15 protein-coding genes are annotated in these 23086 nt (G+C 44.0%); 13 read left to right on the forward strand and 2 right to left on the reverse strand.

Annotated features, from left to right (window positions below; translation table 11 throughout):
* The first annotated feature begins 251 nt into the window (after nucleotides 1-251).
* The 6 genes from DIU38_RS07590 (at nucleotide 252) to DIU38_RS07615 (ending at nucleotide 8215) form a co-directional block, all read left to right on the forward strand.
* Entirely contained in the window at nucleotides 252-839 is a 588-nt protein-coding gene (locus DIU38_RS07590) for a TetR/AcrR family transcriptional regulator (RefSeq protein ID WP_112654249.1), read from the forward strand.
* 102 nt (nucleotides 840-941) lie between these two features.
* Nucleotides 942-2114 carry an efflux RND transporter periplasmic adaptor subunit gene (locus DIU38_RS07595; RefSeq protein ID WP_112654248.1) on the forward strand — a complete coding sequence of 391 codons (1173 nt, stop codon included), beginning with the start codon at nucleotides 942-944 and terminating at the stop codon, nucleotides 2112-2114.
* Nucleotides 2115-2165: 51 nt separating this feature from the next.
* Nucleotides 2166-5336, forward strand: coding sequence for an efflux RND transporter permease subunit (locus DIU38_RS07600; RefSeq protein WP_112654247.1), 3171 nt, complete (start codon nucleotides 2166-2168; stop codon nucleotides 5334-5336).
* Nucleotides 5337-5356: 20 nt separating this feature from the next.
* Nucleotides 5357-6766 (forward strand): efflux transporter outer membrane subunit, encoded by a 1410-nt coding sequence (locus DIU38_RS07605; protein WP_112654246.1) that lies wholly within the window; start codon nucleotides 5357-5359, stop codon nucleotides 6764-6766.
* A gap of 248 nt (nucleotides 6767-7014) precedes the next feature.
* On the forward strand, nucleotides 7015-7614 hold the full coding sequence (locus tag DIU38_RS07610; RefSeq protein ID WP_112654245.1) for a TetR/AcrR family transcriptional regulator: 600 nt from the start codon (nucleotides 7015-7017) through the stop codon (nucleotides 7612-7614).
* Nucleotides 7615-7618: 4 nt separating this feature from the next.
* Nucleotides 7619-8215, forward strand: a complete 597-nt coding sequence (locus DIU38_RS07615) for a TetR/AcrR family transcriptional regulator (protein ID WP_112654244.1) — start codon at nucleotides 7619-7621, stop codon at nucleotides 8213-8215.
* A gap of 3 nt (nucleotides 8216-8218) precedes the next feature.
* Here DIU38_RS07615 and rpiA read toward each other — a convergent pair whose 3' ends face one another.
* Both rpiA and DIU38_RS07625 read right to left on the reverse strand, forming a co-directional pair.
* Nucleotides 8219-8908 carry a ribose 5-phosphate isomerase A gene (gene rpiA, locus DIU38_RS07620; protein WP_112654243.1) on the reverse strand — a complete coding sequence of 230 codons (690 nt, stop codon included), beginning with the start codon at nucleotides 8906-8908 and terminating at the stop codon, nucleotides 8219-8221.
* A gap of 256 nt (nucleotides 8909-9164) precedes the next feature.
* Nucleotides 9165-9734, reverse strand: a complete 570-nt coding sequence (locus tag DIU38_RS07625; RefSeq protein WP_112654242.1) for an RNA polymerase sigma-70 factor — start codon at nucleotides 9732-9734, stop codon at nucleotides 9165-9167.
* A gap of 628 nt (nucleotides 9735-10362) precedes the next feature.
* Between DIU38_RS07625 and DIU38_RS07630 the strand changes: the two genes are divergently transcribed.
* The 7 genes from DIU38_RS07630 (at nucleotide 10363) to DIU38_RS07660 (ending at nucleotide 23077) form a co-directional block, all read left to right on the forward strand.
* Nucleotides 10363-11490, forward strand: coding sequence for a FecR family protein (locus DIU38_RS07630; protein WP_167516106.1), 1128 nt, complete (start codon nucleotides 10363-10365; stop codon nucleotides 11488-11490).
* Nucleotides 11491-11776: 286 nt separating this feature from the next.
* A complete protein-coding gene (locus tag DIU38_RS07635; RefSeq protein ID WP_167516107.1) occupies nucleotides 11777-15202 on the forward strand; it encodes a SusC/RagA family TonB-linked outer membrane protein in 3426 nt (1141 codons plus the stop codon).
* An 18-nt stretch (nucleotides 15203-15220) separates the two neighbouring features.
* A complete protein-coding gene (locus DIU38_RS07640; protein WP_112654238.1) occupies nucleotides 15221-17065 on the forward strand; it encodes a RagB/SusD family nutrient uptake outer membrane protein in 1845 nt (614 codons plus the stop codon).
* A gap of 174 nt (nucleotides 17066-17239) precedes the next feature.
* Nucleotides 17240-19798, forward strand: a complete 2559-nt coding sequence (locus tag DIU38_RS07645) for a hypothetical protein (protein ID WP_146750300.1) — start codon at nucleotides 17240-17242, stop codon at nucleotides 19796-19798.
* Nucleotides 19799-19807: 9 nt separating this feature from the next.
* Nucleotides 19808-22147, forward strand: coding sequence for a hypothetical protein (locus DIU38_RS07650; protein ID WP_112654236.1), 2340 nt, complete (start codon nucleotides 19808-19810; stop codon nucleotides 22145-22147).
* A 4-nt stretch (nucleotides 22148-22151) separates the two neighbouring features.
* Entirely contained in the window at nucleotides 22152-22367 is a 216-nt protein-coding gene (locus tag DIU38_RS07655; protein ID WP_149354055.1) for a hypothetical protein, read from the forward strand.
* Nucleotides 22364-23077 (forward strand): metallophosphoesterase family protein, encoded by a 714-nt coding sequence (locus DIU38_RS07660; protein WP_244311304.1) that lies wholly within the window; start codon nucleotides 22364-22366, stop codon nucleotides 23075-23077. The genes DIU38_RS07655 and DIU38_RS07660 overlap by 4 nt, the downstream gene beginning before the upstream one ends.
* Nucleotides 23078-23086 lie beyond the last annotated feature (9 nt).

Consider the following 23086-nt stretch of genomic DNA (forward strand, 5'->3'; position numbering starts at 1 on the left):
AGTCCGATCTCTTTGGTACTTAGTTACTACGCTATTCGTTATAATTTTAATTGCAAATGATAAGTATCGTTGCAACGCTGTAACTATTATTACCATTCCATTACAATGTTTTTAGTGAAAACGACTTTTTGACATATTGCGCCATCCTTTAAACATTCTGCAAAAACGATAATTGAGCCACTTTTGCCCTGTCATCAGTTGTTGATGCAGCCGGGCGTAATAGTGTGCCCGGTTAAACGCCAGGTTTGTTTATGCCGATAAGGGACACAGGTGCCGAACAATTAATTAAGGACACCGCTAAACACATTTTTTTTGCCGAGGGCCGGCTCCACGCCAATACCCAGGATATTGCCGACGCGGCCGGTGTAAGCCGCACCTTGTTAAATTACTATTTCCGCACTAAGGATGTTTTAATTGAGCAGGTGTTTAAGGAAGCTATGCTTGCTTTAACTACCCGCCTTGATGCTGTTATGGCATCTGACATGCCGTTTAAAAGCAAGGTCGAAAGCTTTATAGAACTGTTTTTAACTGAGGCCAACGATTATCCCTACCAGGAAACTTTTCTGATCACCGAGATCAATTCAAACATCTGTAAGTACACAAACGAGGCCAGGCCGCACCATATCAATAAGTTCATGGAGCAGATCAGCGCCGAGATGGAGGCGGGTAATATTGAACGGATGAACCCCATGCATTTTGTGCTGAACCTGTTTTCGCTGATGTCATACCCGCTTATCATGGGGCCTATATATAAGAAGGCCTTCAACCTGAGCAATGAAAGTTATACCTGCCTCATTAATGAGCGAAAGAAGATGATCTGTAAAATGATTTTCCAGTAAAAAATTTATCCGGTGATTAACGCAATCGTCAAACAAAACAATTTAACATATATCACAATGTCTTCAATATCAATTCACTCCAATAACTACAAGTTAATATTTATGAAAAATACAGTTCAACTGTTAACCGGCTTTGGGGCCGCCTTAATTCTATTGTCGTCATGCGGCGGCAGCCAAAACCAGGGCGGTGCCATGGCTGCGGGGGCTCCCCAGCCACCGCAAAGCTACCCGGTTTTTAAAATTAGTTTACATGACGCCACGCTGAACAGCGAATACCCTGCCACGCTCCAGGGGCAGCAAAATATAGAGATCCGTCCTAAAGTTGATGGTTATGTCGATAAGATCTACATTGACGAGGGCAGCGTTGTAAAAAAGGGCCAGCTGCTTTTTAAGCTCAGCGCGCCGCAATACGCCCAGGACGTAAACACCGCGACAGCGGCTATCGCTAGTGCCGAAGCTGATGTAAGCGCTGCCCAATTGCAGGTTAACAAAACCAGGCCGTTGGTTGAAAAAGATATCATCAGCCATTATGAGCTTGAATCGGCCGAGTACACATTAAAAGCCCGCAAGGCCACCCTTGCCCAGGCAAAAGCCAGTTTAGCAAACGCCAAAACCAATTTAGGTTATACGGTAATAACCAGCCCGGTTGATGGCGTGGTAGGGGCCATCCCTTATAAATTGGGCAGCCTCATCACCGGTTCAACCGCGCAGCCATTAACAACAGTATCTAATATCGGTAAGGTGTATGCCTACTTCGCGCTGAATGAAAAGCAGCTGCTTGATTTTTCGAGAACGGTAAAAGGAAAAACCATGAATGAAAAGCTGGCCAACACGCCGCCTGTTTCACTGGTATTGCCGGATGGCAGCACCTATGCCGAAAAAGGTAAAGTGGAAACCATCAGCGGTTTAATTAATACCGAAACCGGATCGGCAAGTTACCGGGCCGCGTTCCCTAACCCTGTTGGCCTGATCCGCAGCGGCGGAAGTGCTACTATACAGATCCCCCAGACAGTAAAAGATGCCGTGCTGATCCCTCAAAAGGCCGCTTATGAGTTACAGGGAAAGCATTTTGTTTATGTGGTTGACGGCAAAGGAGCGGTTAAAAATACCGAAGTGAGCGTTATGGACCTCACCACAGGCCAATATTATGTAGTTACCGAAGGCCTTAGAGCCGGTGATACCATTGTTACCGATGGCGCAGGCAGTTTAAAAGACGGTATGGTTATCAAACCGGAAGTACAGGAGAACGCCGTGGTATATAAAGATCTAAAATAATTTTCACAACACCGGCCGGATTCCTTTTTACCCGGCACCAACATAAACAATATGTTACGTACATTCATTGAACGACCAGTACTATCTACCGTAATATCGGTAATTATAGTCATACTGGGTATCCTGGGCCTTACATCCTTGCCCATATCAGAATACCCCGATATAGCACCGCCTACCGTGCAGGTATCCGCATCATACCAGGGCGCTAATGCCGAAGTGGTAATGAAAAGTGTTATCGTACCGCTCGAAGAGCAAATTAACGGCGTGGAGAACATGACTTACATGACCTCTACTGCAAGTAATGACGGCAGCGCCGTTATCACTGTTTATTTTAAACAAGGCACCGATCCCGACCTGGCAGCGGTAAACGTGCAGAACAGGGTGTCAAAAGCCACCAGTTTATTACCGGCCGAAGTTACAAAGGCAGGCGTTACCACCAGTAAACGGCAAAGCAGTATGGTGATGGTATTTTCCCTGTCGAGCGATAATAAAAGCTACGACGAGAAATTTTTGCAAAACTATGCCAACATTAACGTGTTGCCGCAAATCAAGCGTATCAGCGGTGTAGGTGACGCGTCATCATTTGGCATACAGGATTACTCCATGCGTATTTGGTTAAAGCCCGATGTAATGGCCACTTACGGTCTTGTACCGGATGATGTGAACGCCGCCCTGGCCGAGCAGAACATTGAAGCGGCGCCGGGTAAAGTAGGAGAGAACGATAATCAGTCGTTCCAGTATGTATTGAAATACAAAGGCAGGCTTACCAGTGTGCCCGAGTTTGAAAACATTGTGATCCGCTCATCAACCAAGGGGCAGCTGTTGCGCCTGAAAGATATAGCGCGGATTGAGCTTGGCGCGCAAAGTTACGCCAATGCTACTACCATGAATGGCAAACCCGCGGTAGCTATAGCCATTTATCAAACCGCGGGTTCAAATGCGCATGAGTTAATTAAAAACTGCGAGCAGACCATTGAGGCGGCGTCGAAAACGTTCCCCGCGGGCATTAGCTATACTTCCCTTTTTAGTGTTAATGACTTTTTAGATGCTTCGATAGAAAAAGTTGTGCACACCCTGATTGAAGCCTTTGTGCTGGTGTTCATCGTAGTGTTCGTATTCCTTCAGGATTTCCGTTCCACACTGATCCCAGCTATCGCGGTGCCTGTGGCTATTGTAGGTACTTTTTTCTTTCTGCAGCTGTTTGGTTTTACCATTAACCTGCTTACGCTATTTGCCATGGTGCTGGCCATTGGTATTGTGGTGGATGATGCCATAGTAGTGGTTGAGGCCGTACACGCCAAGCTTGATCATGGGGCTAAATCGGCAAAAGCGGCTACAATCAGCGCCATGAATGACATCAGCGGGGCAATCGTATCTATCACATTGGTAATGGCTGCCGTGTTTATCCCGGTAACGTTCATTACCGGTTCAACCGGGGTGTTTTATAAACAGTTTGGTTTAACGCTTGCTGTCGCGATTTTTATATCTGCAGTAAACGCTTTAACATTAAGCCCGGCATTGTGCGCGCTGCTATTGAAACCGCATCCCGAAGGCGAGCATCATAAAACAGGCCTGTTACAAAGATTTTATACAGCCTTTAATACCAGTTTTGATACAATTACCCGCAAATACAAAAAATCTGTAAGTTTTCTTGCGGCCAAAAAATGGCTCTCGATTGCCGGCATTGCGGTTTTTGGGTTGATATTTTGGTTCCTGCTAAAAACAACGCCATCGGGCTTTGTGCCTAATGAAGATCAGGGTTTTATTATTGGCGATATCTCATTGCCGCCTGCCGCATCACTGGAGCGTACTACAGAGGTTATCGACAAGGTATCAGGTATGGTAAGGTCCCTGCCCGAAGTGGAGTCGACTATCAGGGTTGCAGGTCAGGGCATACTGAGCGGCGCGGGTGGCTCATATGGCTTAATCATGGTTAAGCTGAAACCCTGGGACAAACGCACGGCCAAAGGATCTGACGTAAACACCGTTATCGGTAAGCTATTTGGCATGACAGCCGGAATTAAAGGCGCTACCGTCTTGTTTTTTGCTCCGCCAACCTTACAGGGCTTTGGTAACAGCAGCGGTTTCGAGTTCCAGGTGCAGGACAAAACCGGCGGTGACATTGTGAAATTTGCCGAAATAAACGGCAAGTTCCTGAGCGCGTTAAACCAGCGTCCCGAAATTCAATATGCGTCTACGTTTTTTAACACCAACTTCCCGCAGTTTTTGGTTGATGTCAATGTGGCTAAATGTAAGGATGCCGGTATTACTGTAAACTCGGTATTAAGCGCTTTACAGGGATATTTTGGCGGTGTTTATGCCTCCAACTTCAATGAGTTTGGCAAGCAATACCGTGTAATGATTCAGGCAGATGCCGCTTACAGGGGTACCACCGGTAGCCTGAACAACATGTATGTGCGCAATGCCAATAATACGATGGCGCCCATATCTGAGTTTGTTACGCTGAAAAAGGTTTACGGCCCTGAATCAGTTAACCGTTTTAACCTGTTTACTTCTATTTCGGTAAACGGCGCTCCGAAACCGGGCTTCAGTACGGGTGATGCCATTAGAGCCATTCAGGAAGTAGGCGCGAAAACATTGCCTGCCGGTTACGGGTTCGAATTTTCGGGCCTTACCCGCGAGGAGATTGCCAGCGGCAGCCAAACTATTTTTATTTTCCTGCTGTGTTTGGTGTTTGTATACTTCTTATTAAGTGCGCAATACGAGAGCTATATCCTGCCATTTGCTGTATTACTGTCACTGCCTATAGGTTTGGCCGGCGCGTTTATTTTCGCCAGGATCTTCGGCATCCAAAACAATATTTATTTGCAGATCACCCTCATCATGCTCATCGGTCTGTTAGCCAAAAATGCCATCCTGATAGTTGAGTTTGCGGTAGCCCGCAGGCGTAATGGCGAAAGCATTGTGCAGGCCGCTATTGATGGCTCGGTTGCCCGTTTAAGGCCTATTTTGATGACATCTTTCGCATTTATACTGGGTTTAGTCCCGCTAATGATTGCATCAGGAGCAGGTGCCGAAGGTAACCGCTCGATAGGTACAGGCGCTGTAGGCGGGATGCTGATCGGTACCATATTCGGTGTGTTTGTGATCCCGGTACTGTTCATCATCTTCCAATCACTCCAGGAACGCGTAAGCGGTAAACCTGTTGGAAAAGAAATAGAGATTGAGACCGAAACGGTAGCCTCAGAGCAAAATTTTTAAAACGATAAATAAGCAAAAAAATGATCCATTCATATAAACGGCAAATATTGGCCACGCTGGCAGCAACGGCGGTATTTGCCTCATGTGTTACAAAAAAATACCAGCAGCCGGTAGTAAATACCGATAAGCTGTATCGCGATACCACCATCAGCGATACCACATCAATGGCCAGCATGCCGGTAAGCCAGCTATTTTCTGATACCGTTCTGGTAAACCTGATCCAGGAGGGGCTGCGTGAAAACCTCGATTTAAAAACTGCCGTACAGCGCATTAACGAGGCGCAGGCAACATTTAACCAAAGCAAGGCGGCATATCTGCCAAGCCTGGAAGGAAGCGGAACCGTTACGAGGGCAAAAACATCAGCGGCAAGCTTAAATTTTCCGCCTGAGTTTGCCAACTCGTTCAACCTGAAAACCACTACTTACCAGGCAGCCTTGAGTACCAGTTGGGAGGCCGATATCTGGGGTAAATTAAGCAGTTCGAAAAGAGCGGCGCTGGCATCACTGCTGCAAAGTGACGCGGCAAAAAGAGCGGTTCAAACCCAGCTCATAGCCGATATAGCAAACGCTTATTATAACCTGCTGGCGCTTGATGAGCAATTGGCTATCACTCAGCAAACCCTTACCATACGGGTAAAAGATGTAGAGACCGTAAAAGCCCTGAAGGAAGGTGCTGTGGTAAACGGCGCGGCCGTTGTACAAAGCGAAGCAAACCGTTATGCTGCCGAGGTTACCATACCCGACCTTAAACAAAGCATCCGTGAAGCCGAGAATGCTTTAAGTATTTTACTGGCAAGGGCGCCGGGCACCATCAAACGTACAACGCTAAGCGAACAGAAACCTGTGGCCGACCTGAAAACGGGCATCCCATCCCAACTCTTAAAAAAACGCCCGGATGTGCAGGAAGCGGAGTTTGCCTTCAGGAGTGCGTTTGAGAATACCAACCTGGCACGTACTTATTTTTATCCGCAGCTTACCATTACCGGGCAGGCCGGTTTATCAACCCTGCAGTTGAAGAACTTTTTTGATCATTCCATATTTTACAACTTTGTTGGCGGCATTACCCAGCCCATTTTTAACAAAGGTCAAAACCGGGCGCGTTTAAGAACAGCGCAAGCCCAGCAACAGGAAGCTTATTATGCTTATCAAAAATCATTACTCACGGCGGGGCAGGAGGTAACTAATGCGTTGTTCTCCTACCAAAACGCCATTGAAAAACAAGGTTCAAGGGTTAAACAGTTGCAGGCGCTTGAAAAATCGGTTGATTATACCAAGGAGTTGCTGCGTTACAGCTCGGCAACTAACTATACCGATGTTTTAACTTCAGAACAAAACTTGCTTGCTGCCCAGTTAAGCGGCGTTAACGATCATTTGCAGGAATTACAAGCCATAGTTAACCTTTACCGCGCTTTAGGGGGCGGCTGGAAATAGATGACATCAGCACCATGTTAATTATGAAGCCCGGTTTGCAATTGGGCTGCCGGGCTTCTTTTATAGCCAGTGGTGATTTTGACATATTTTGAAGTTGTTTAAACATTTATTATCTATGCCAACTAATTGATTTTTGTAAAACCTGTTATCATACAATCATCTAAACCAAATTGATAATTTAATTATGGTTAATTGTTTATTAATGAATAAATTAAAGTAAATTTTGCTTGTGATTGAGAGGTTAAAACATGGGAAGTAAAGAACGGATATTGCGGCAAAAGGATGATACCCGCCGAAAGATACTGGACGCTGCATTGGATATGATCAAGTGTGAGGGATGTGATGCGTTAAGTATGCGGAAACTTGCTGAGCATATTGAGTACACTGCTCCCGCTATTTACGAGTATTTTGAAAGCAAGGAAGCTTTGTATACCGAGCTTGCCCGCAAGGGGCACCTGAAGCTGGCAGCTATGGTAAAGCTGGCAAAAGAGGCACATACAGACGCCATTGAACAGATGGAGGCTATGTGGTTGGCTTACTGGAACTTTGCAATTGCCTATAAGGAGCTTTACCAGCTGATGTTTGCTGTTGGTACAGGTTGCAGCCCGGTAGAAAACCGGATAGCGGAAGCATTGGTTTTTCCGGAGATGGTTTCTGAAGTGATACGGGCGCTGTATGCACCCCGGGAGGTAAGTGAGGAGGAAGTTCAAAAAAAATACTACACCTACTGGGCCGTAATTCATGGATTGATAGCCATTAACATGATCCAGCTCACGCGGGATGAAAAAATGAACCAGGAGATCCTGATTGGCGCTATCAGGGGGATCACCGCGTTGATAACAACCTAATGCTATGATTGATAAGGAGCGGGTTTTAAATGGGAGTGAAGCGCTTTTTCTTGAAGCAGGGATAAAAAGCATTACCATGGATGATATTGCCCGGCATCTGGGGATCTCCAAAAAAACAATTTACCAACATTTCAGGGACAAAAATGAACTTGTTACTGCTCTTGTAAAAAAGCGTCTGAGCGATGATGAGGCAATGCTTTGCTCAATTATTAGTGACACGGGTAATATGATGGATGAGATGGTTGAGCTCACCAAATGTACAGGGGAGATCTTTTCGAGGGTAAACCCTGCTGTCTTGTTCGATCTGCAAAAGTACCATCATGAAGGCTGGATGTTATACCTGAAATTTAAAACAGGCTTCATGGTAAATATTATCGGGAAGCTGTTAAAAAAAGGTATCGATCAAGGGTATGTCCGTCCCGAAATTGATACCAGAATAATTGCCATTATGCGGGTTAACCAGATTGAACTTGGTTTTAACGCCTCCGTATATCCTCATGCCGAATTTAATTTATGGGATGTCCAGCTGCAGCTTTTAAACCATTTTAACTATGGCGTTTGTACGTTAAAAGGTATCGCCGTTTTAAATAATGCCGACTGACAGTTACCGTTGAGGTATTATGATCCGGATACCATTTTCGCCTGCAATAATTGCCCTGCCGGCCATTTGGTAAAATAAAGAGTGTTCAACAACACCCGGTATCATTTTAACCAGGGTATTTAATTTAACGGGTTCGGGCAGTTCAGTAAATTGTACATCGATCAGCATATTACCATTATCTGATATCAAAGCCCCATCTTTTTGTGTGCTCATACGCTGGGTAAGTGTGGCCTGGGGAAATAGGATTGCCAGTTTTACCAGTACAATTTGTAAAGCCTGGGGTAATATCTCTATAACCAGGGGATATGTAGCGTTAAGTTGGGCAGAGAATTTTCCCTCATCGCCCAGCAAAATAAATTCATGCGCCATTGAGGCAAGGACCTTTTCGGTAGTATGGATGCCGCCGCCGCTTTTCAGGGCGTTTAGTTCGCTGTCAAACTGGTCGCAGCCATCAAAATAGATATCGAGTTTATTAAGCAAGGCAGGCCACTGAATGCGCAAACCGTATGTGCTTAGCAGTTGAGTTGTTTTGAATGATGATGAGGTAAATATTAAGGAAGCCGCAAGCTTACGATCCTGGGCTAACATATTAACCAAATGAGCTATGGTGCTCCCGGCTCCCAAACCAATAATTTGATTGGGGGTAATCAAGGTTAAAGCGGCTTTAGCTGCTTCCAGTTTATAATCCGTCATGGCGCTAAGATACAGCACCTGCCGCTAATAACCTTTGTTAATTTACTCTTTTAGTCGTCTATGCCCTCCCACAACTGACTATCTGCTGTTGATATGATATGCTTTTTCATGTTATGTTTATTTAATGATTTTAACCTTCTTTAATAATGAAGACGAATCAAAACCGGGAACATTTTAAAACAGCATAAATTTTTTGTAATCGGTTAGGATGGTATTATCGCATATCAAAATACACCACGTAAGTGTTAAAACCTGGTTATAAAAACAGCGTTAGCAGATGTGACGCTAATTTTGCCCTCAGTATTTTTAAAGAATTGTTTACCTGCTTTCTAACAGTTAAGGGGCTTATCTCCAATATTTCGGCAATTTCGTTGTGCGACAGGTTTGAATCCCTGCTTAACTCAAATATCAGTTTCATTTTTGGAGGTAAAGAGCTTACTTCGGCCTTAATCAGGGCAATAAGTTCTTTATTTCTTAAATTTTCATCCGTTGTAGATTCGCAGGTTTCCTCAAAATTAATTAACGAGGTAATGTAATTGGCTTTTACTTTCTCGTGCTTAAAAACATTTAAAACCTTGTTCCGGATAGCGGTACATAAATAAGCTTGTAAACTGCCTTTAATATCAATTGATGTTCTTTGGTCCCATAAATGGATAAAAAGCTCCTGTAAAAGATCTTTCACAGTATCCCTGTCCGGCAATCTTTTATACGCATGCTGATATAACGCTCCGTAATAGCGCGAATGAATCGCCGTAAAAGCAGATATGTCATCTTGCCTTAACAGCGTTATCAAATCATCGTCACTATATTTACCGTACAAAGCCATTAAAGTTTACATTGATTATAAATTTGCAAAGCGATATTTATTGATTGATGACCATTGAGGCCCGGGATAAACGAATCGCCTGAAACCGGGTCCCTGTTTATCTAATCGTATAATTGTTGTTACAAATTAAGAGGACTGGAGTGATTTTAAGCGCTAAAGTTCTACGCAACCGTTTGCGTTAATTTGGGCGAATCAGCTTTAACAAAAAGGTTCTTGCCCTCAATGCGAGCGATATGTCGCTTTAATCCGCTGATTAAGAGCGCTGTTTTTAACTGATTGGTAAAGATTTTACCGTCGGGGTAATTAATACAGGCTTTCAATAACAACACTTCGCTGTTATAAAACTCAAAAAACATATTTATGAGCCTTGTTGCGATAAACAAACGTTTGCGTTGAATTTATTTGTGGCAAATTCTTATATCTGAAAGCATAGACGATGTCGATCCGGCGACTTGAAATAGCTGAATATAAGTAAGTGTTCAATAAGCTTTCTTACAATCACAACAGGTGATACCTTCCCCGTTTTATGATCCGGTAAATTATTTTAAATTTTTTAATTTTTATCTACTCCCTCCCCCCGGTAGTAGTTGTATATGGGGTAATAAGGATGATATATCCTTTAACGATTATGCAACCACAAGACATCGAAGATTTAATAGAACGGTATAACAGCGGCATGACTACTCCGGCAGAGAATGCTTTGGTTGAAAGCTGGTATTTAAAATATAAGCACGACGATCCTTATTTGTCGCAGGAGCAATTGGAAGAAGATCAGAAAGAGAGCCTTGATAGTCTGCTGAATGAAATACAGGGAAGGACAAAAAGGATACAATTATCGCGTTGGGCAATAGCTGCTTCAATACTTTTTTTTATGGCTGTGGGGGGATATTTTTTTACCATTAATAATAATTCCCGCCGGCAAATAGCTGCAGTTAAGCCTCAGAAACAGGATGTAGCCCCCGGCGGAAACAAAGCCATATTAACATTAGGGGATGGAAGCACTATCGTATTAAATGGTGCAAAGATTGGAAAACTCGCACGGCAGGGTAACATCATTATAAAAAAAGCCGCCGACGGCCAAATTAGTTATAGGGATGTTGTTGTGGACTTCCATCCGTCAAAGAACATTATATATAACACCGCCGCTACGCCGCAAGGCGGGCAGTATCAATTTATTTTGGCTGATGGTACTAAAGTATGGTTAAACGCATCGTCATCAATAAAATACCCGGTAGTTTTTAATGGTAACGAACGCAGGGTAGAACTTACCGGCGAGGCCTATTTTGAAGTTGCACACAATGCCAAAAAGCCCTTCAAAGTTATTTCAAACGGGCAAACAGTAGAGGTATTAGGCACCCACTTCAATATCAATGCTTACAATGATGAGCAAGCTGTTAAAACTACCCTGCTCGAAGGCAGTGTAAAAGTATCAGCCGGGAAAGTGAGTAATATCATTAAACCTGGGCAGCAGGCAAGGTTTGATCACGGCCTGATCGATGTTATGAATGTAGATGCGGACGAAGTGGTGGCCTGGAAAAATGGATTTTTCTTTTTTGAAGACAATAATATTCAGGAAGTAATGCGGCAGCTTTCGCGCTGGTATGGTGTGGAGATCAGATATGAAGGGCAATTACCCTCACGAAGATTCTCGGGCGAAATTTCCAGGAACGTCAATCTGTCACAAATACTGGATATTTTGAGCTTTAAGCAAATACATTACAAAATAGATGGGAAAACAATTATTGTAATGAACTAACATCTGTAATTAACCAATTATTCACCTCAAAATAAAAGGAACCATATGGAAAAATAAATACACATCCGGCCTTCAAAATTTAGGCCCATCCCCACAAGGTTAACTCAAAAAAAACGCATCCCGAGGGCAATCGGAATGCGGTTAAATATTGAGTTAACCCTCCCCGCAAAACGGGAATATGTTTAGTGTCTCTAACTGTCTGTTAACCCAACTCAACAAAAGTATGAAATTAAATGCTTTTTTAATGGCCATGCGTTGTCCGTGGCCGCGCAAAATGTTATTAGTTATGAAATTGACTACCTTGATCATGTTAGTTGCCCTTCTTGAATGTAGCGCAAAAGTGTATAGTCAAAAAATTAACCTGGATGAAACAAATTCCTCACTGAAAAAAGTACTTAACCAGATAAATAAACAAACAGGATATGTGTTTTTTTATGATTCAAAAGATGTACAGAATAAAAGTGTAACCATTCATCTGAAAGATGCCTCAATAGACGAGGCTTTAAAGGAATGCCTTAAAAATCAGTCCTTAACTTATAAAAAGGTTAATAACAATATTGTCCTTCAGCAAATTGAAAAGGCTGTTGATAATGTGGTTACCAGCTTAAATGTAAGCCCGGTTAAGATAAGCGGGCAGATATTTGATAACAAAAATATACCCCTGGCCGGCGTAACTATTTCAGTAAAGGGAAGCCAAGCCATCACAATATCCGACGCCAATGGTAAATTCAACATAGAGGTTCCGGATGGGAACGCAACACTTGTTTTTTCATTTGTTGGCTATGTGAAAAAAGAATTGCAGGTTACTCCCGGTACACCTATGCTGGTAAAGATGGAAGCCGATGTAAGCGGGCTCAGCGAAATAGTTGTGGTTGCCTATGGTACACAGAAAAAAGAAAACCTGACAGGTGCAATAGGTGTAATTAAATCATCTGCACTTGAAAACCGCCCTACATCTTCCCCCGCCAATTTGTTGCAAGGCCTGTCACCGGGCGTTACCGTTACTACGCAGGGTAGTTATCCCGGCGCAAGCGCTAATATTAAAATCAGGGAATCCTCCACCTGGCAGGGCGGAACAGACCCGCTATACGTGATAGACGGTTTTGTAAGGGATGCAACCACATTTGCCACCATTAACCCGGCCGATATCGATAATATCAGTATCCTGAAAGATGCCGCATCAACCGCAATTTATGGTATCAGGGGCGGTAACGGTGTTGTTTTGATTACAACAAAACATGGCGTAGCTAATAAGACCTTTATATCCTATAATGCATCATATACCATGAATAACCGTGAAATTACACCACGGAGAATGAACGCTTTTGATGCTTATACTTTTGCCAATGAGGCATTTGCCCAAAAAGGTTTGCCGGCAAACGATCCAAGCTACTATACGCCTGATGAATTAGATTATTTCAAAACACATTCGTACGATTGGTTAAAAGATACCTGGCGTAATCCCTGGAATACTTCACATAACTTAGCTGTAAGCGGTGGTTCGCAAGCAGCCAGGTACTACATCTCGGCAGGTTATTTCCAGCAGGAAGGGGCAACCTCAAATTCCTTCCGTAAATATAATTTAACAGCAAAAATAGATGGACAAATCTCTGAGCGATGGAGCTATAATTTAAATATCCAAAGCGAATGGAATAATGGCAGCCGCCCGTTCTGGGCCTATGATTATGGGGATTTCAATTTGTCGAACATGTACAACAGGTTGTTAATGGTAAATCCCGGCCGACCGTCTTTTATTAATGGCCTTCCTGTTGGCAACTTTGATAACACCAATACCGCCAACCTGGCAAAGGGAAATGGTGGCTACACCAAGCCGTCGGGCAATAATATCACCCCTGTTTTTCAACTGAAATATGAAATCCCCGGCATAACCGGACTATCAGCAAAAGGTACTTTCGCCTACAATACCACCAATAATTACACCAAAGCATGGCGTAATGCACCTTACATTTATTATTTCCAAACCGGTGGAGACCATAACCACATCGTTACCGATAAGTTGGATTTAACACGATCAGGAGGCTATCAGATATTAGATCAGGCCCAGATTTCGGGAATTGGTGCACCTACCGAATTGCAGGAGTCGTATTCGCAGTCATCTAATTACCAACTGGATTTGATGTTGAATTATGAACGCTCTTTTGGCCTTCATAATATCAGCGCGTTTGCCGGCTATGAGCAATCGGCATACCGGGGCCATTATTCAACCATCTGGGATGACAATTACAGCAACCCTAACTATCAGCAAATTAATGGTGGCTCAACCAATAGCACCGACTGGTACATCAGGGGCGATCAGAACCAGCCTACAGGCTTCGCTTCTTACTTTGGGAGGGTCGACTACAATTATGCCTCAAAATATTTGCTTGGCTTTACCATGAGGGCCGATGGCTCTTATATTTTCCCGGCAAATAAGCGTTGGGGGTATTTCCCGGCCGTTTCAGCAGGCTGGAATATCGCCAATGAAAATTTCTTTGCAAATTATACTAAAGTCCTTGATGTCTTGAAGCTGCGTTTCTCTTACGGTATAACCGGCACAGATAATACCGCTCCATGGCAGTGGCAACAAACCTACAACTTTAACGCAAACTCAGGTATTTATATAGGATCCGGGCTTCCGCCTTCAACAACATTGGGTTCAACTATCAACCCCAATATCACATGGGAAAAAAATCATAATTACAACCTGGGTTTAGACTTTGGCATGCCAAAAAGAATCCTCACAGGAACTGTTGATTTATGGTACAAAAAAACCACCGATATCCTTGGTGCACGTGTGGCATCAGTTCCCAGCACAGTTGGAGCGAGCTTGCCTGCAGTTAATTATGGAATAGCATCGGCACGGGGTATTGAGCTATCTCTTAGCCACGAACGGCACATCAATGACTTTTTTTATCGCGTGTCTGGCAACTGGTCATATTCTGCCAACAAATATCTGAAGGTTGACCAGGCTGCATCAGTTCGTGGTTACCAGAATTTGATCGGACAGCCAATCAACGGGATTATATGGGGTTATGTATCCGACGGAATTATCAGAACGCAGCAGGACGTGGATAATATTTTAAAAGCTAACGGCCCTAATTTTACCATATTTGGCAGCAAGCCACAGCCCGGAATGTTGATGTACAAGGACATCAGAGGCCCGCTGGGTACCGATTCGCCCGATGGGAAAATTGATGGGAACGACCAGCAGATCATTTCAAAAAACGGCATACCGCGTGTTAATTATGGCTTCAACTTCACATTTGGCTGGAAAGGGCTTAACCTCACCGCTGTATTTGCCGGTTTGGGCCGTTACGACATTATGCCTACCGATGTTTACTACAGGCGGCCGTTGCCTGGCAATGATAATTTAACCATCTGGAAAAATGCATGGACCCCGCAAACAGCCTCTACCGCTACCATGCCAAGCCCTATTATGACCGACTGGCAAGGCACAAGCAATAGCGAGGTGTCATCTACATTTTGGTTAAAAAATGGCGCTTTCCTGCGGTTAAAGTCTTTAATCGTTGATTACAGTTTGCCGGCAAGCTTGTTGGCGAAAATAAAAGTTAAAGCTGTGAAAGTTTATTTCAGCGGCGAAAACCTGTATCAATGGAACCATGTAACCGATTGGGACCCTGAACTGGGCGGCGATTTCAGAATGTACCCGGTATTAAGAGGGTTTACCTGCGGGCTTAATGTAACACTTTAAACATTAAATTATTAGATCATGAAACTTAAATTCAATATACTATTCGTTTTATTGGGGATGATTGCTTTAACAATATCCTGTAAAAAAGTATTTGACGTTGATCATCCGGGAGGCCCTATCACGCCGGAGCAGGAATGGGGCAGTCCTGATTTTGTAAAAGGATATGTAACCAATTTCTATAATATTTTACCTTCCTGGAACAGGAACGAAGAACTGGCCGGCGAAGCGTATTCTGGCGGCAGTGGTGGCAATGGGCTTAACTCTTTTCTTAAAGGTACCTATACAAGCCAAAGCGGTTACCCCGACAGGGTTTGGGACTGGGGAAGGGTAAGGTCTATCAATAACTTTTTTGCAAATATTGATAAAAGTAAATCTGTTTTATCTGATGCCGATTATAAAAGCCTGAAAGGTCAGGCATACTTCTTCCGCGCATATTTATACTACAGGATGGTAAAGGTATTAGGAGGGGTGCCGATCATTACCGCGGTTCAGGACCCAACAGCCGATATAAATACTTTACAGGTAAAAAGAAATTCGTCACTTGAGTGTTTTGACTTTATTGGCAAACAGTTGGATAGCGCAATTAATTTATTGCCGGCTACCTGGGGCTCAAATGATATGGGCCGGGTTACCAAAGGCGCGGCTATGGCAGTAAAAGGCGAAGCCCTGTTATTAAAAGCAAGCCCTCTGTTTTGCAAAACACCTAATGCCACTTATTGGAATGATGCTTATAGTGCCTTGCTGGCCGCCAAAACTGAGTTAGATGCTGATGGTTATGGCTTGTATACTGATAATACTGCAAAACCAAATGAAAACATGTGGTATGATAAGGCAGGGGCTGCTAAGGAAATGGTTTTGAGTTTACGCTACCATTATCCCGAAAAAACAAATGGCTTTCAACAAGGGCAAAGGCCTTTAACTGAAACCTCTGGCGCTGCAGGCTCCTGCGATCCAACCTGGGAGATGGTGCAGGCTTATCCCATGAAAAATGGCCTCCCAATTTCCGACCCGGCTTCGGGATATGACCCTACAGAGTTTTGGAAGGACAGGGATCCGCGCTTCTATCAAACAATTGTATATAATGGCGCCAGGTACGACTTTGCGGACATAACACCACGTGTGCAATGGATTTTTAACACAATTGCCGGCGATGATGCCTACAAAGCCACACCCAATTATAATATCACGGGTTTTTATTGCCGTAAGGGGATTGATACCACATTGGGTTCAAGCGTTTGGAACCGCCAGGCTTTTGATTGGCCTATCATCAGGTATGCTGAGGTTTTACTTAACCTTGCCGAGGCTGCTAATGAAGTACAACACCCGGCTGAAGCGAGGGCTTATATTATTCAAATCCGCCAAAGGGCCCATGTCACAGCGGGAGCAGGAAATTACGGATTGGCTGCATCGGTTGGTTCTGATTATCAGGCCACGTTAAACGCTGTTATGACCGAACGGGCAATAGAGTTTGCTTTTGAAGGAAAACGATTTTGGGATTTAAGGCGCAGGCGGATGTTTAGTGTACTGAATAACATGGGTACGCTGCATGCTTACGGGCCGTACTTTAACAGCGCGGCTGCATCCTCCCAATATGGTATTGATATTACGCAAAGTAATAGCGGGATTGCCGCACAGCTTTCTAACCTGATAGTAAATTCACCGGCATCGTTTGATCGTAACGCTTTTCTTAAGGCTATTACCAATTACAAATATGAGCCGATAGATCCTGGTGCCACCAGTCAAATCAATATACCCGATGCCTATTATTTCGGCCCTATTGACCCGCAATATATTTTACAAAACAAAAATCTGCAGCAAAATACAGGCTGGGATGGCGGAACCTTTAATCCGGTGATACAATAGGTGCCGAATGTGTTTTATTTTTTAAGTGTACTTCCGGTAATGAGACTACCTGAGGTTTAGTTGAAGAGGCGTCCCTGTATGGTGGTACAGGGCGCCCTCTTTTATCATTGATCAGAAAGCGGTGCTTAGAAATTGGAAATGCTTTTTAGTTGATTATATATGAGTTTTTATAACATGATAAATAAATTGAACAAAGGTTTTTTAGTTCTCCTGGCGTTCAGTATGATGCTGGTAATTCACCCGCAGGCAAATGCACAAACCATAACTTTAAACACAAAGTTTGTTACGCTTAGTATAAACAAACGTGGGTTCATCACCAGTATTAAGGATAAATCATCCCATAAAGAATATTGCCCTGCCGGTAAAGTTTCTGCATTGCTTAGTCTGTACAAAGGCGAAAACTATATACTGCCGGTAGCTGCTGCATTTAACACGCTCAATAAGCGCATTACACTACGCTATCCTAATGGCTCGGTGGCAACGGTGCAAACTGATGAAAAAGGGGAGTACGTACGATTGAAACTGGTATCGCTTAAGCCGCGAAACGGGGTTGATAATATCGTTTGGGGCCCTTATAAATTAACTATCTCTAAAACAATAGGAGATATCCTGGGCGTAGTGAGAGATGATGATTTCGCATTTGGCATACTGGGTTTAAATGACAATACCACCAGCGGCCCCCCAACAGGAGGCGACATGTCTTTCATGTACTATTTTATTCATTCGCCTGATCCCCTTAAATACCCCTTGCCTCCAAATCTTAAGGAAGGTCAAACTTTCACAATAGGCGGAGATGGCATAAATGACGTGGCGTTTTATTCACATCCGGAAGAGTATTACCGGATGAACTACGGAAACGGAGCAAGACTTGAACCCGCTTTTGGTTCAACAGTTTGCATGCACTCAAGAGACCGTAGAAAGGAACAAATGATACGCTTCCCGGTGTTACCCGATAATTTGGATGGCAAGGTAAATTCGGCCAGGTACCAGTTGGTGCCGCCGGTTAATGCTGATTTTATCGGATCGTCGGTTGCTTTGCTTGCCTGCCCCGATTCTGTCGGGCTCCGCACTATCGAACAAATAGTTTTAAAGGAAGGTCTGCCGCATCCCGAAATTGACGGTCAATGGATCAAAGATCCTAAAGCATATCGCCCCGATATCGCGTGGCATGGCGTTCATGACAGCCTGATCACCTATGCTCATCAATTAGCCATCAAAGGCGTACAGGATGAAGGATGGGGCGAATATTATCCCAACCCACAAAATCGCTGGACCAACAGAAAAATAAATTTCAACAACGCCGCTCCCATGGATATTCCGCAATATGGCGCATTGATGAAAAAAAATGGGATCAGGTATGGACTGCATACCCTGTGCGAATTTCTGCAGCCTGATAATAACAGTGATGTGGCCCCGGTACCAAGCGATAGCCTGGCCATTATGCAGCGCACTTCCATAACCAAAAATCTTACTGACCAGGACACGGTTATAACGGTGGCCGACAGGGCCTATTTCAACGAGTTTGGTGGCTGGGAAGGTAACCATACCAATGTACTGAAAATAGGGAAGGAGCTTATAGAATACAATGGTATTAGCGAGAGTAAGCCTTATACCTTTTTACATATCAAAAGGGGGCTTTACGGAACAAAAAGAGGTGCCTATAAAAAAGGTGCCACAATAGTAAAGCTGCAGCCTAACTGCTATCGTGGTTTTGTTCCGGATATGAATTTGCAAAAAGTATACGCAGATTATTATGGCAAGTGGCTTAAAGAAGGAGGGATGGATTATATTGATTTTGATGGTTTAGAGAGCTGTATATACCAGGGACAGGGGCAATACTCCTTTAAACAGTTTTTCAGGAAATTATTTGATAGCTACGCAAAAAATGGAGGTGATTATCTCCGCGTAATGGGGAGCGCGGTATATGAAGGCAACTGGCATTATATGAGCGTTTGCAATGTTGGCGGCGGTAATAATATGTTTAATCCGGTATTGAACCAATGGGGGATAGAAGGAAAAGATATGCGATATGTTTTTGAGAGCAGTTATTTACCCGCAACATTCGGAATAGTTGATTTGCAGAGTGATTGGAGTTTATACGATGCTGAAAACCTGGAAGCCAAATCAATAGGATGGAACGCAACCTACATGCTTGGTTTGAGCCAGCATGCTGTTGAAAATTGCCCGGAAAAGAATAATATTTTCAAGGCATACCGCGCCTGGGAAAATGCCAGGGCATTGAATATTTTCACCAAAACAGTAAAAGAGCGTTTAAAAGATTTAAACTTTAAATTTCACCTGGTGCAAAACGGCGAAAAGTCTTTCGTTTTATATCCTGTACGTGAAACCCGCTTTACTGACCAGCAATACACTATCGAAAAAAATACCTGCCGGTTAAATAATGAATTTGATGCGCAGCCGCTGGATTGTGCGATACGGATCTCATCTGCCGAAAAAGACGGATATGCTGACGGGATCAGGATTACTTTTCAGGACGGTACAGAACTTTCAATCGACAAAAAAATTACCAATGGCGAATTTATTATCCTGAAGGATAATGCTTGCTATGTAGCGGATAAGAACAGAAAGAAGATCGCTGAAATTCCTACTCGGGGCAATTTGAGCCTTCCGCACGGGGCATCGTCAATCCAGGTTAGCGCCTTGCATAACAGCAATCAAAAAGTAAATATGGAACTGCTGGTTTCATCCGTAGGTCCGGGTATAGCACTCTGATGATTTAACATGAACTTTAACAAAAAAAGCTGCCTTTCCGCATTCATAATTTATACATGTTTATTAGGCATTGCCCATGCGCAGGGAGTAAAAAAGCTTATAACCCCAGATTTTTTAAAAGCTGTACATGGAAGTATGCATGTAAGCGCTATCCAATATGAGGGTACCAAAGCATTAAATAAATTTGTGTTCGGGAACGACAGCCTTACAACAGACAGTGCCCAGTGGTTGCTTAACTTAACCGCAAAACAGGGTACAAGCGCCGGGATACTGGATATCACCGCCGATATTAAGTTAAAAGAAGGCCATGCAGCTGCCACGGCCCTGGAGGTATCTTTTGGCTTCAGCCGCTGGAGCAGGAAAAATTATATTATGGTGCCTGCAAGTATGTATAACGGGAACAGGTATCCTGCTATTGGCAACGGGTACAATCCACCCTACACCAGGGATATGTACTATAACCCCAAAGTACCGCTAACCATTTCAAATAACCCCAGGTTATCCGCAGAACACGATAAAGCATCGCTGGTGCAGTTACAAACCGGCAATGCAGCAACGCCGGCAATGTGCTTTTATTCACCATCATTAAAGAAAGGCTTTATCCTGTTGTCCACCCAGCAGACCCAGTTGGGCAATAGTGGCCTTACCATTGCAGAAAATGCAAAACAAGATAGTTGCAGCTTTAGCATTTCGGCACCTGCAGTGCGCAGAATGGCGCCCGGGTTTGGGGATTTTCATGAAAGTGGCGATAAAGCACGCGACTGGAAAGCCGGCGACCATGTAACCATTGCGATGAGGTTATATGTATTTGATGCCGGCAGCATTCCCGATTTGCTTACGAAGTTTATGCAGGTACGTAAGGATATAACCGGGCCAAATTGTCCCCGCAATATATTACCTATGAGTAAGTTACTTGCAGTAGGTTCGGCAATATGCAGCGGTAATTTTATACATGTTCCTGCCGGCAGTTATTACAAGCCTGAAAATAATGACGATTTTCAGCTGGGTTGGGTGAGCGGTATGATGAATACCTATCCTATGCTGGCGCTTAATAATGCAAAAGAACGTGAGCGGGTGGCGGAGGAGATAGACTTTGTTGTGAATAAACTTCAGGGGAAAAGCGGCTTTTTTTATGGCGGAACAGAAGCAAATGGCCGCCTCCTTTTTGAAAAAATGCACCCTGATTTCGCGGAAGGCCAGGCTATGGTACGTAAAAATAGCGATGCTTTATTGTGGCTGATGAAACATCTGTTGCTGCTGAAAGCACAGGGTTTTGGAAATATAATTAAGCCCGAATGGGAGTCGGCCGCTAAGAAACTGGCCGAAGCTTTTACTAAAACCTGGAAAAAATACGGCGAATTTGGGCAGTACATCGTACCCGAAACTGGCGAGATAGCCGTATTTAACTCAACGGCAGGGGCGATAGCGCCCGGCGGACTGGCTATTGCGGCAAATTACTTTAATCATCCGGACTGGCTTGGAGTAGCCAGGGATGCTGCCAATTATTATTACCAGCGCGATGTGGTAAACCAGGGCCTCACCGGCGGCGACTGCGGAGATATTAGCATGGATGCTAATTCAGAATCGGCATTTGGTTTTTTAGAATCATTGATGGCCTTATATAACGTTACCGGCGATAAAAGTTGGCTGCAAAAGGCCGAGGTAGAAGCCGCGCTTTGTTCAACCTGGGTATTGTCCTATGATCCTGTTTTTCCAGCCGGCAGCCAGATCGCAAAGTTGAACTGCCATATGACCGGGGCGGTTTGGGCCAGTATTCAAAATAAACATTCGGCTCCGGGTATTTGTGAAGCCTCGGGCGATTACCTGTTCAAATTATACCGTGCAACAGGTAACAAATTATATGCAGATTTGATAAGGGATATTCAACATGCGCAGGCCGAAGCAGTAAACATGCCCGGCCATTATACTACCAACAACCTTATCGGATCAAGCATGGAACGGATTCAGCCCAGTGACGCCGAAGGCCGTGGCAGTGTTGGCAATTTCATAAACACCCGGAATTCGTGGACAGAAACGAACGGCATGTTAATGGCCATTGAATTGCCCGGAATTTATCTTCAAACAGATAAGGGGAAGCTCCTGGTTTTTGATCATGTGGACGCTGCTGTTTTGAAGAAGGATAAGAAATCGACCACGTTGCTGTTGAGCAACAACACCGGGTATGATGCCAACGTAGCCGTTTTTGCAGAAAGCAGTGCCAAGGCGCAGAGGCCGCTTCCATATACAGCGTTTTTACATTGGCCTAAAGTGATGGTAAAAGCAGGGCAAAAAGTACAGCTGCAAATCACAGCCAGCAACAAAATTTTGGCCATTAAAACACTCAACTAAAAATATGACAAACACTGTCGACCCCAAAAAAAGGCGGGACCTGGTAAAGGGGATAGGCTTGCTCGCCATAGCATTGCCATTGGGAGTAAAATGCGAACCGAAGGTTTTGGCCGGGCCGCATGAAAAGAAAAGGGTATTACGGGTAGCGCATATTACAGATGTACATATCCGCCCGAATACAATGCCCTTGAACGTTTCGGGCGCTGCATTGAAGAAATAAAGAAACATAAGGTCGATTTTTTTCTAAACGGAGGTGATTCCATATTCGCTGCCGACTACAATAACATTACCCGTGAACGGGTCAACGAACAGTGGGCGATATGGAAAAACGGTCGTGAAATATTTAAGGAATATGAAGTATACAGTTGTTTGGGTAATCATGATATGTGGTGGGCTTGCCCTGACAAATCCGACGGCATGTATGGCAAACCGCATGTAATAGCTCAACTTGAAATGCCGGGCCGCTTTTACAGTTTTGAAAAGCATGGGTGGCATTTTATCATTCTCGACAGCAATAATGATAATGCAGGTTCATTAGATGCCGAACAGCGAAAGTGGCTGGAGAACGACCTGGCGTCACTGCGGCGCGGCACGCCCGTTTTGTGTATGAGCCATTACCCGATTTTGGGCGTAAGTACCATAATGGAAGGAGGCAACCATACAGATGCAAGATATATCACTAATTTATTTAATAAACACCGGGACAAAACAATCACTTGTATAAGCGGCCATATCCATTTACTTGATGAGGCCGGTTATGATGGCGTTCGCTACTATTGTAACGGCGCCTTAAGTGGATTTTGGTGGGAAGACGGCGACAGTGATTCGGCGGCTAAATGTTATTACCGCGAAACCCCGCCTGGCTATGCTATATTAGATTTATTTGAAGATGGAAGCGTAAGTAACCGCTATTATCCGCATTCGTTCTGACTGAACAGG

The organism is Mucilaginibacter metallidurans, from assembly GCF_003286435.2.
Taxonomy (GTDB): domain Bacteria; phylum Bacteroidota; class Bacteroidia; order Sphingobacteriales; family Sphingobacteriaceae; genus Mucilaginibacter; species Mucilaginibacter gossypii.

Coding starts and splice junctions, on each gene's coding strand:
- DIU38_RS07595 (WP_112654248.1), top strand. CDS start 942: ATGAAAAATACAGTTCAACTGTTAACCGGCTTTGGGGCCGCCTTAATT.
- DIU38_RS07605 (WP_112654246.1), top strand. CDS start 5,357: ATGATCCATTCATATAAACGGCAAATATTGGCCACGCTGGCAGCAACG.
- DIU38_RS07610 (WP_112654245.1), top strand. CDS start 7,015: ATGGGAAGTAAAGAACGGATATTGCGGCAAAAGGATGATACCCGCCGA.
- DIU38_RS07635 (WP_167516107.1), top strand. CDS start 11,777: ATGAAATTGACTACCTTGATCATGTTAGTTGCCCTTCTTGAATGTAGC.
- DIU38_RS07590 (WP_112654249.1), top strand. CDS start 252: ATGCCGATAAGGGACACAGGTGCCGAACAATTAATTAAGGACACCGCT.
- DIU38_RS07645 (WP_146750300.1), top strand. CDS start 17,240: ATGATAAATAAATTGAACAAAGGTTTTTTAGTTCTCCTGGCGTTCAGT.
- DIU38_RS07625 (WP_112654242.1), bottom strand. CDS start 9,734: ATGGCTTTGTACGGTAAATATAGTGACGATGATTTGATAACGCTGTTA.
- DIU38_RS07655 (WP_149354055.1), top strand. CDS start 22,152: ATGACAAACACTGTCGACCCCAAAAAAAGGCGGGACCTGGTAAAGGGG.
- DIU38_RS07630 (WP_167516106.1), top strand. CDS start 10,363: ATGCAACCACAAGACATCGAAGATTTAATAGAACGGTATAACAGCGGC.
- DIU38_RS07600 (WP_112654247.1), top strand. CDS start 2,166: ATGTTACGTACATTCATTGAACGACCAGTACTATCTACCGTAATATCG.
- DIU38_RS07640 (WP_112654238.1), top strand. CDS start 15,221: ATGAAACTTAAATTCAATATACTATTCGTTTTATTGGGGATGATTGCT.
- rpiA (WP_112654243.1), bottom strand. CDS start 8,908: ATGACGGATTATAAACTGGAAGCAGCTAAAGCCGCTTTAACCTTGATT.
- DIU38_RS07650 (WP_112654236.1), top strand. CDS start 19,808: ATGAACTTTAACAAAAAAAGCTGCCTTTCCGCATTCATAATTTATACA.
- DIU38_RS07615 (WP_112654244.1), top strand. CDS start 7,619: ATGATTGATAAGGAGCGGGTTTTAAATGGGAGTGAAGCGCTTTTTCTT.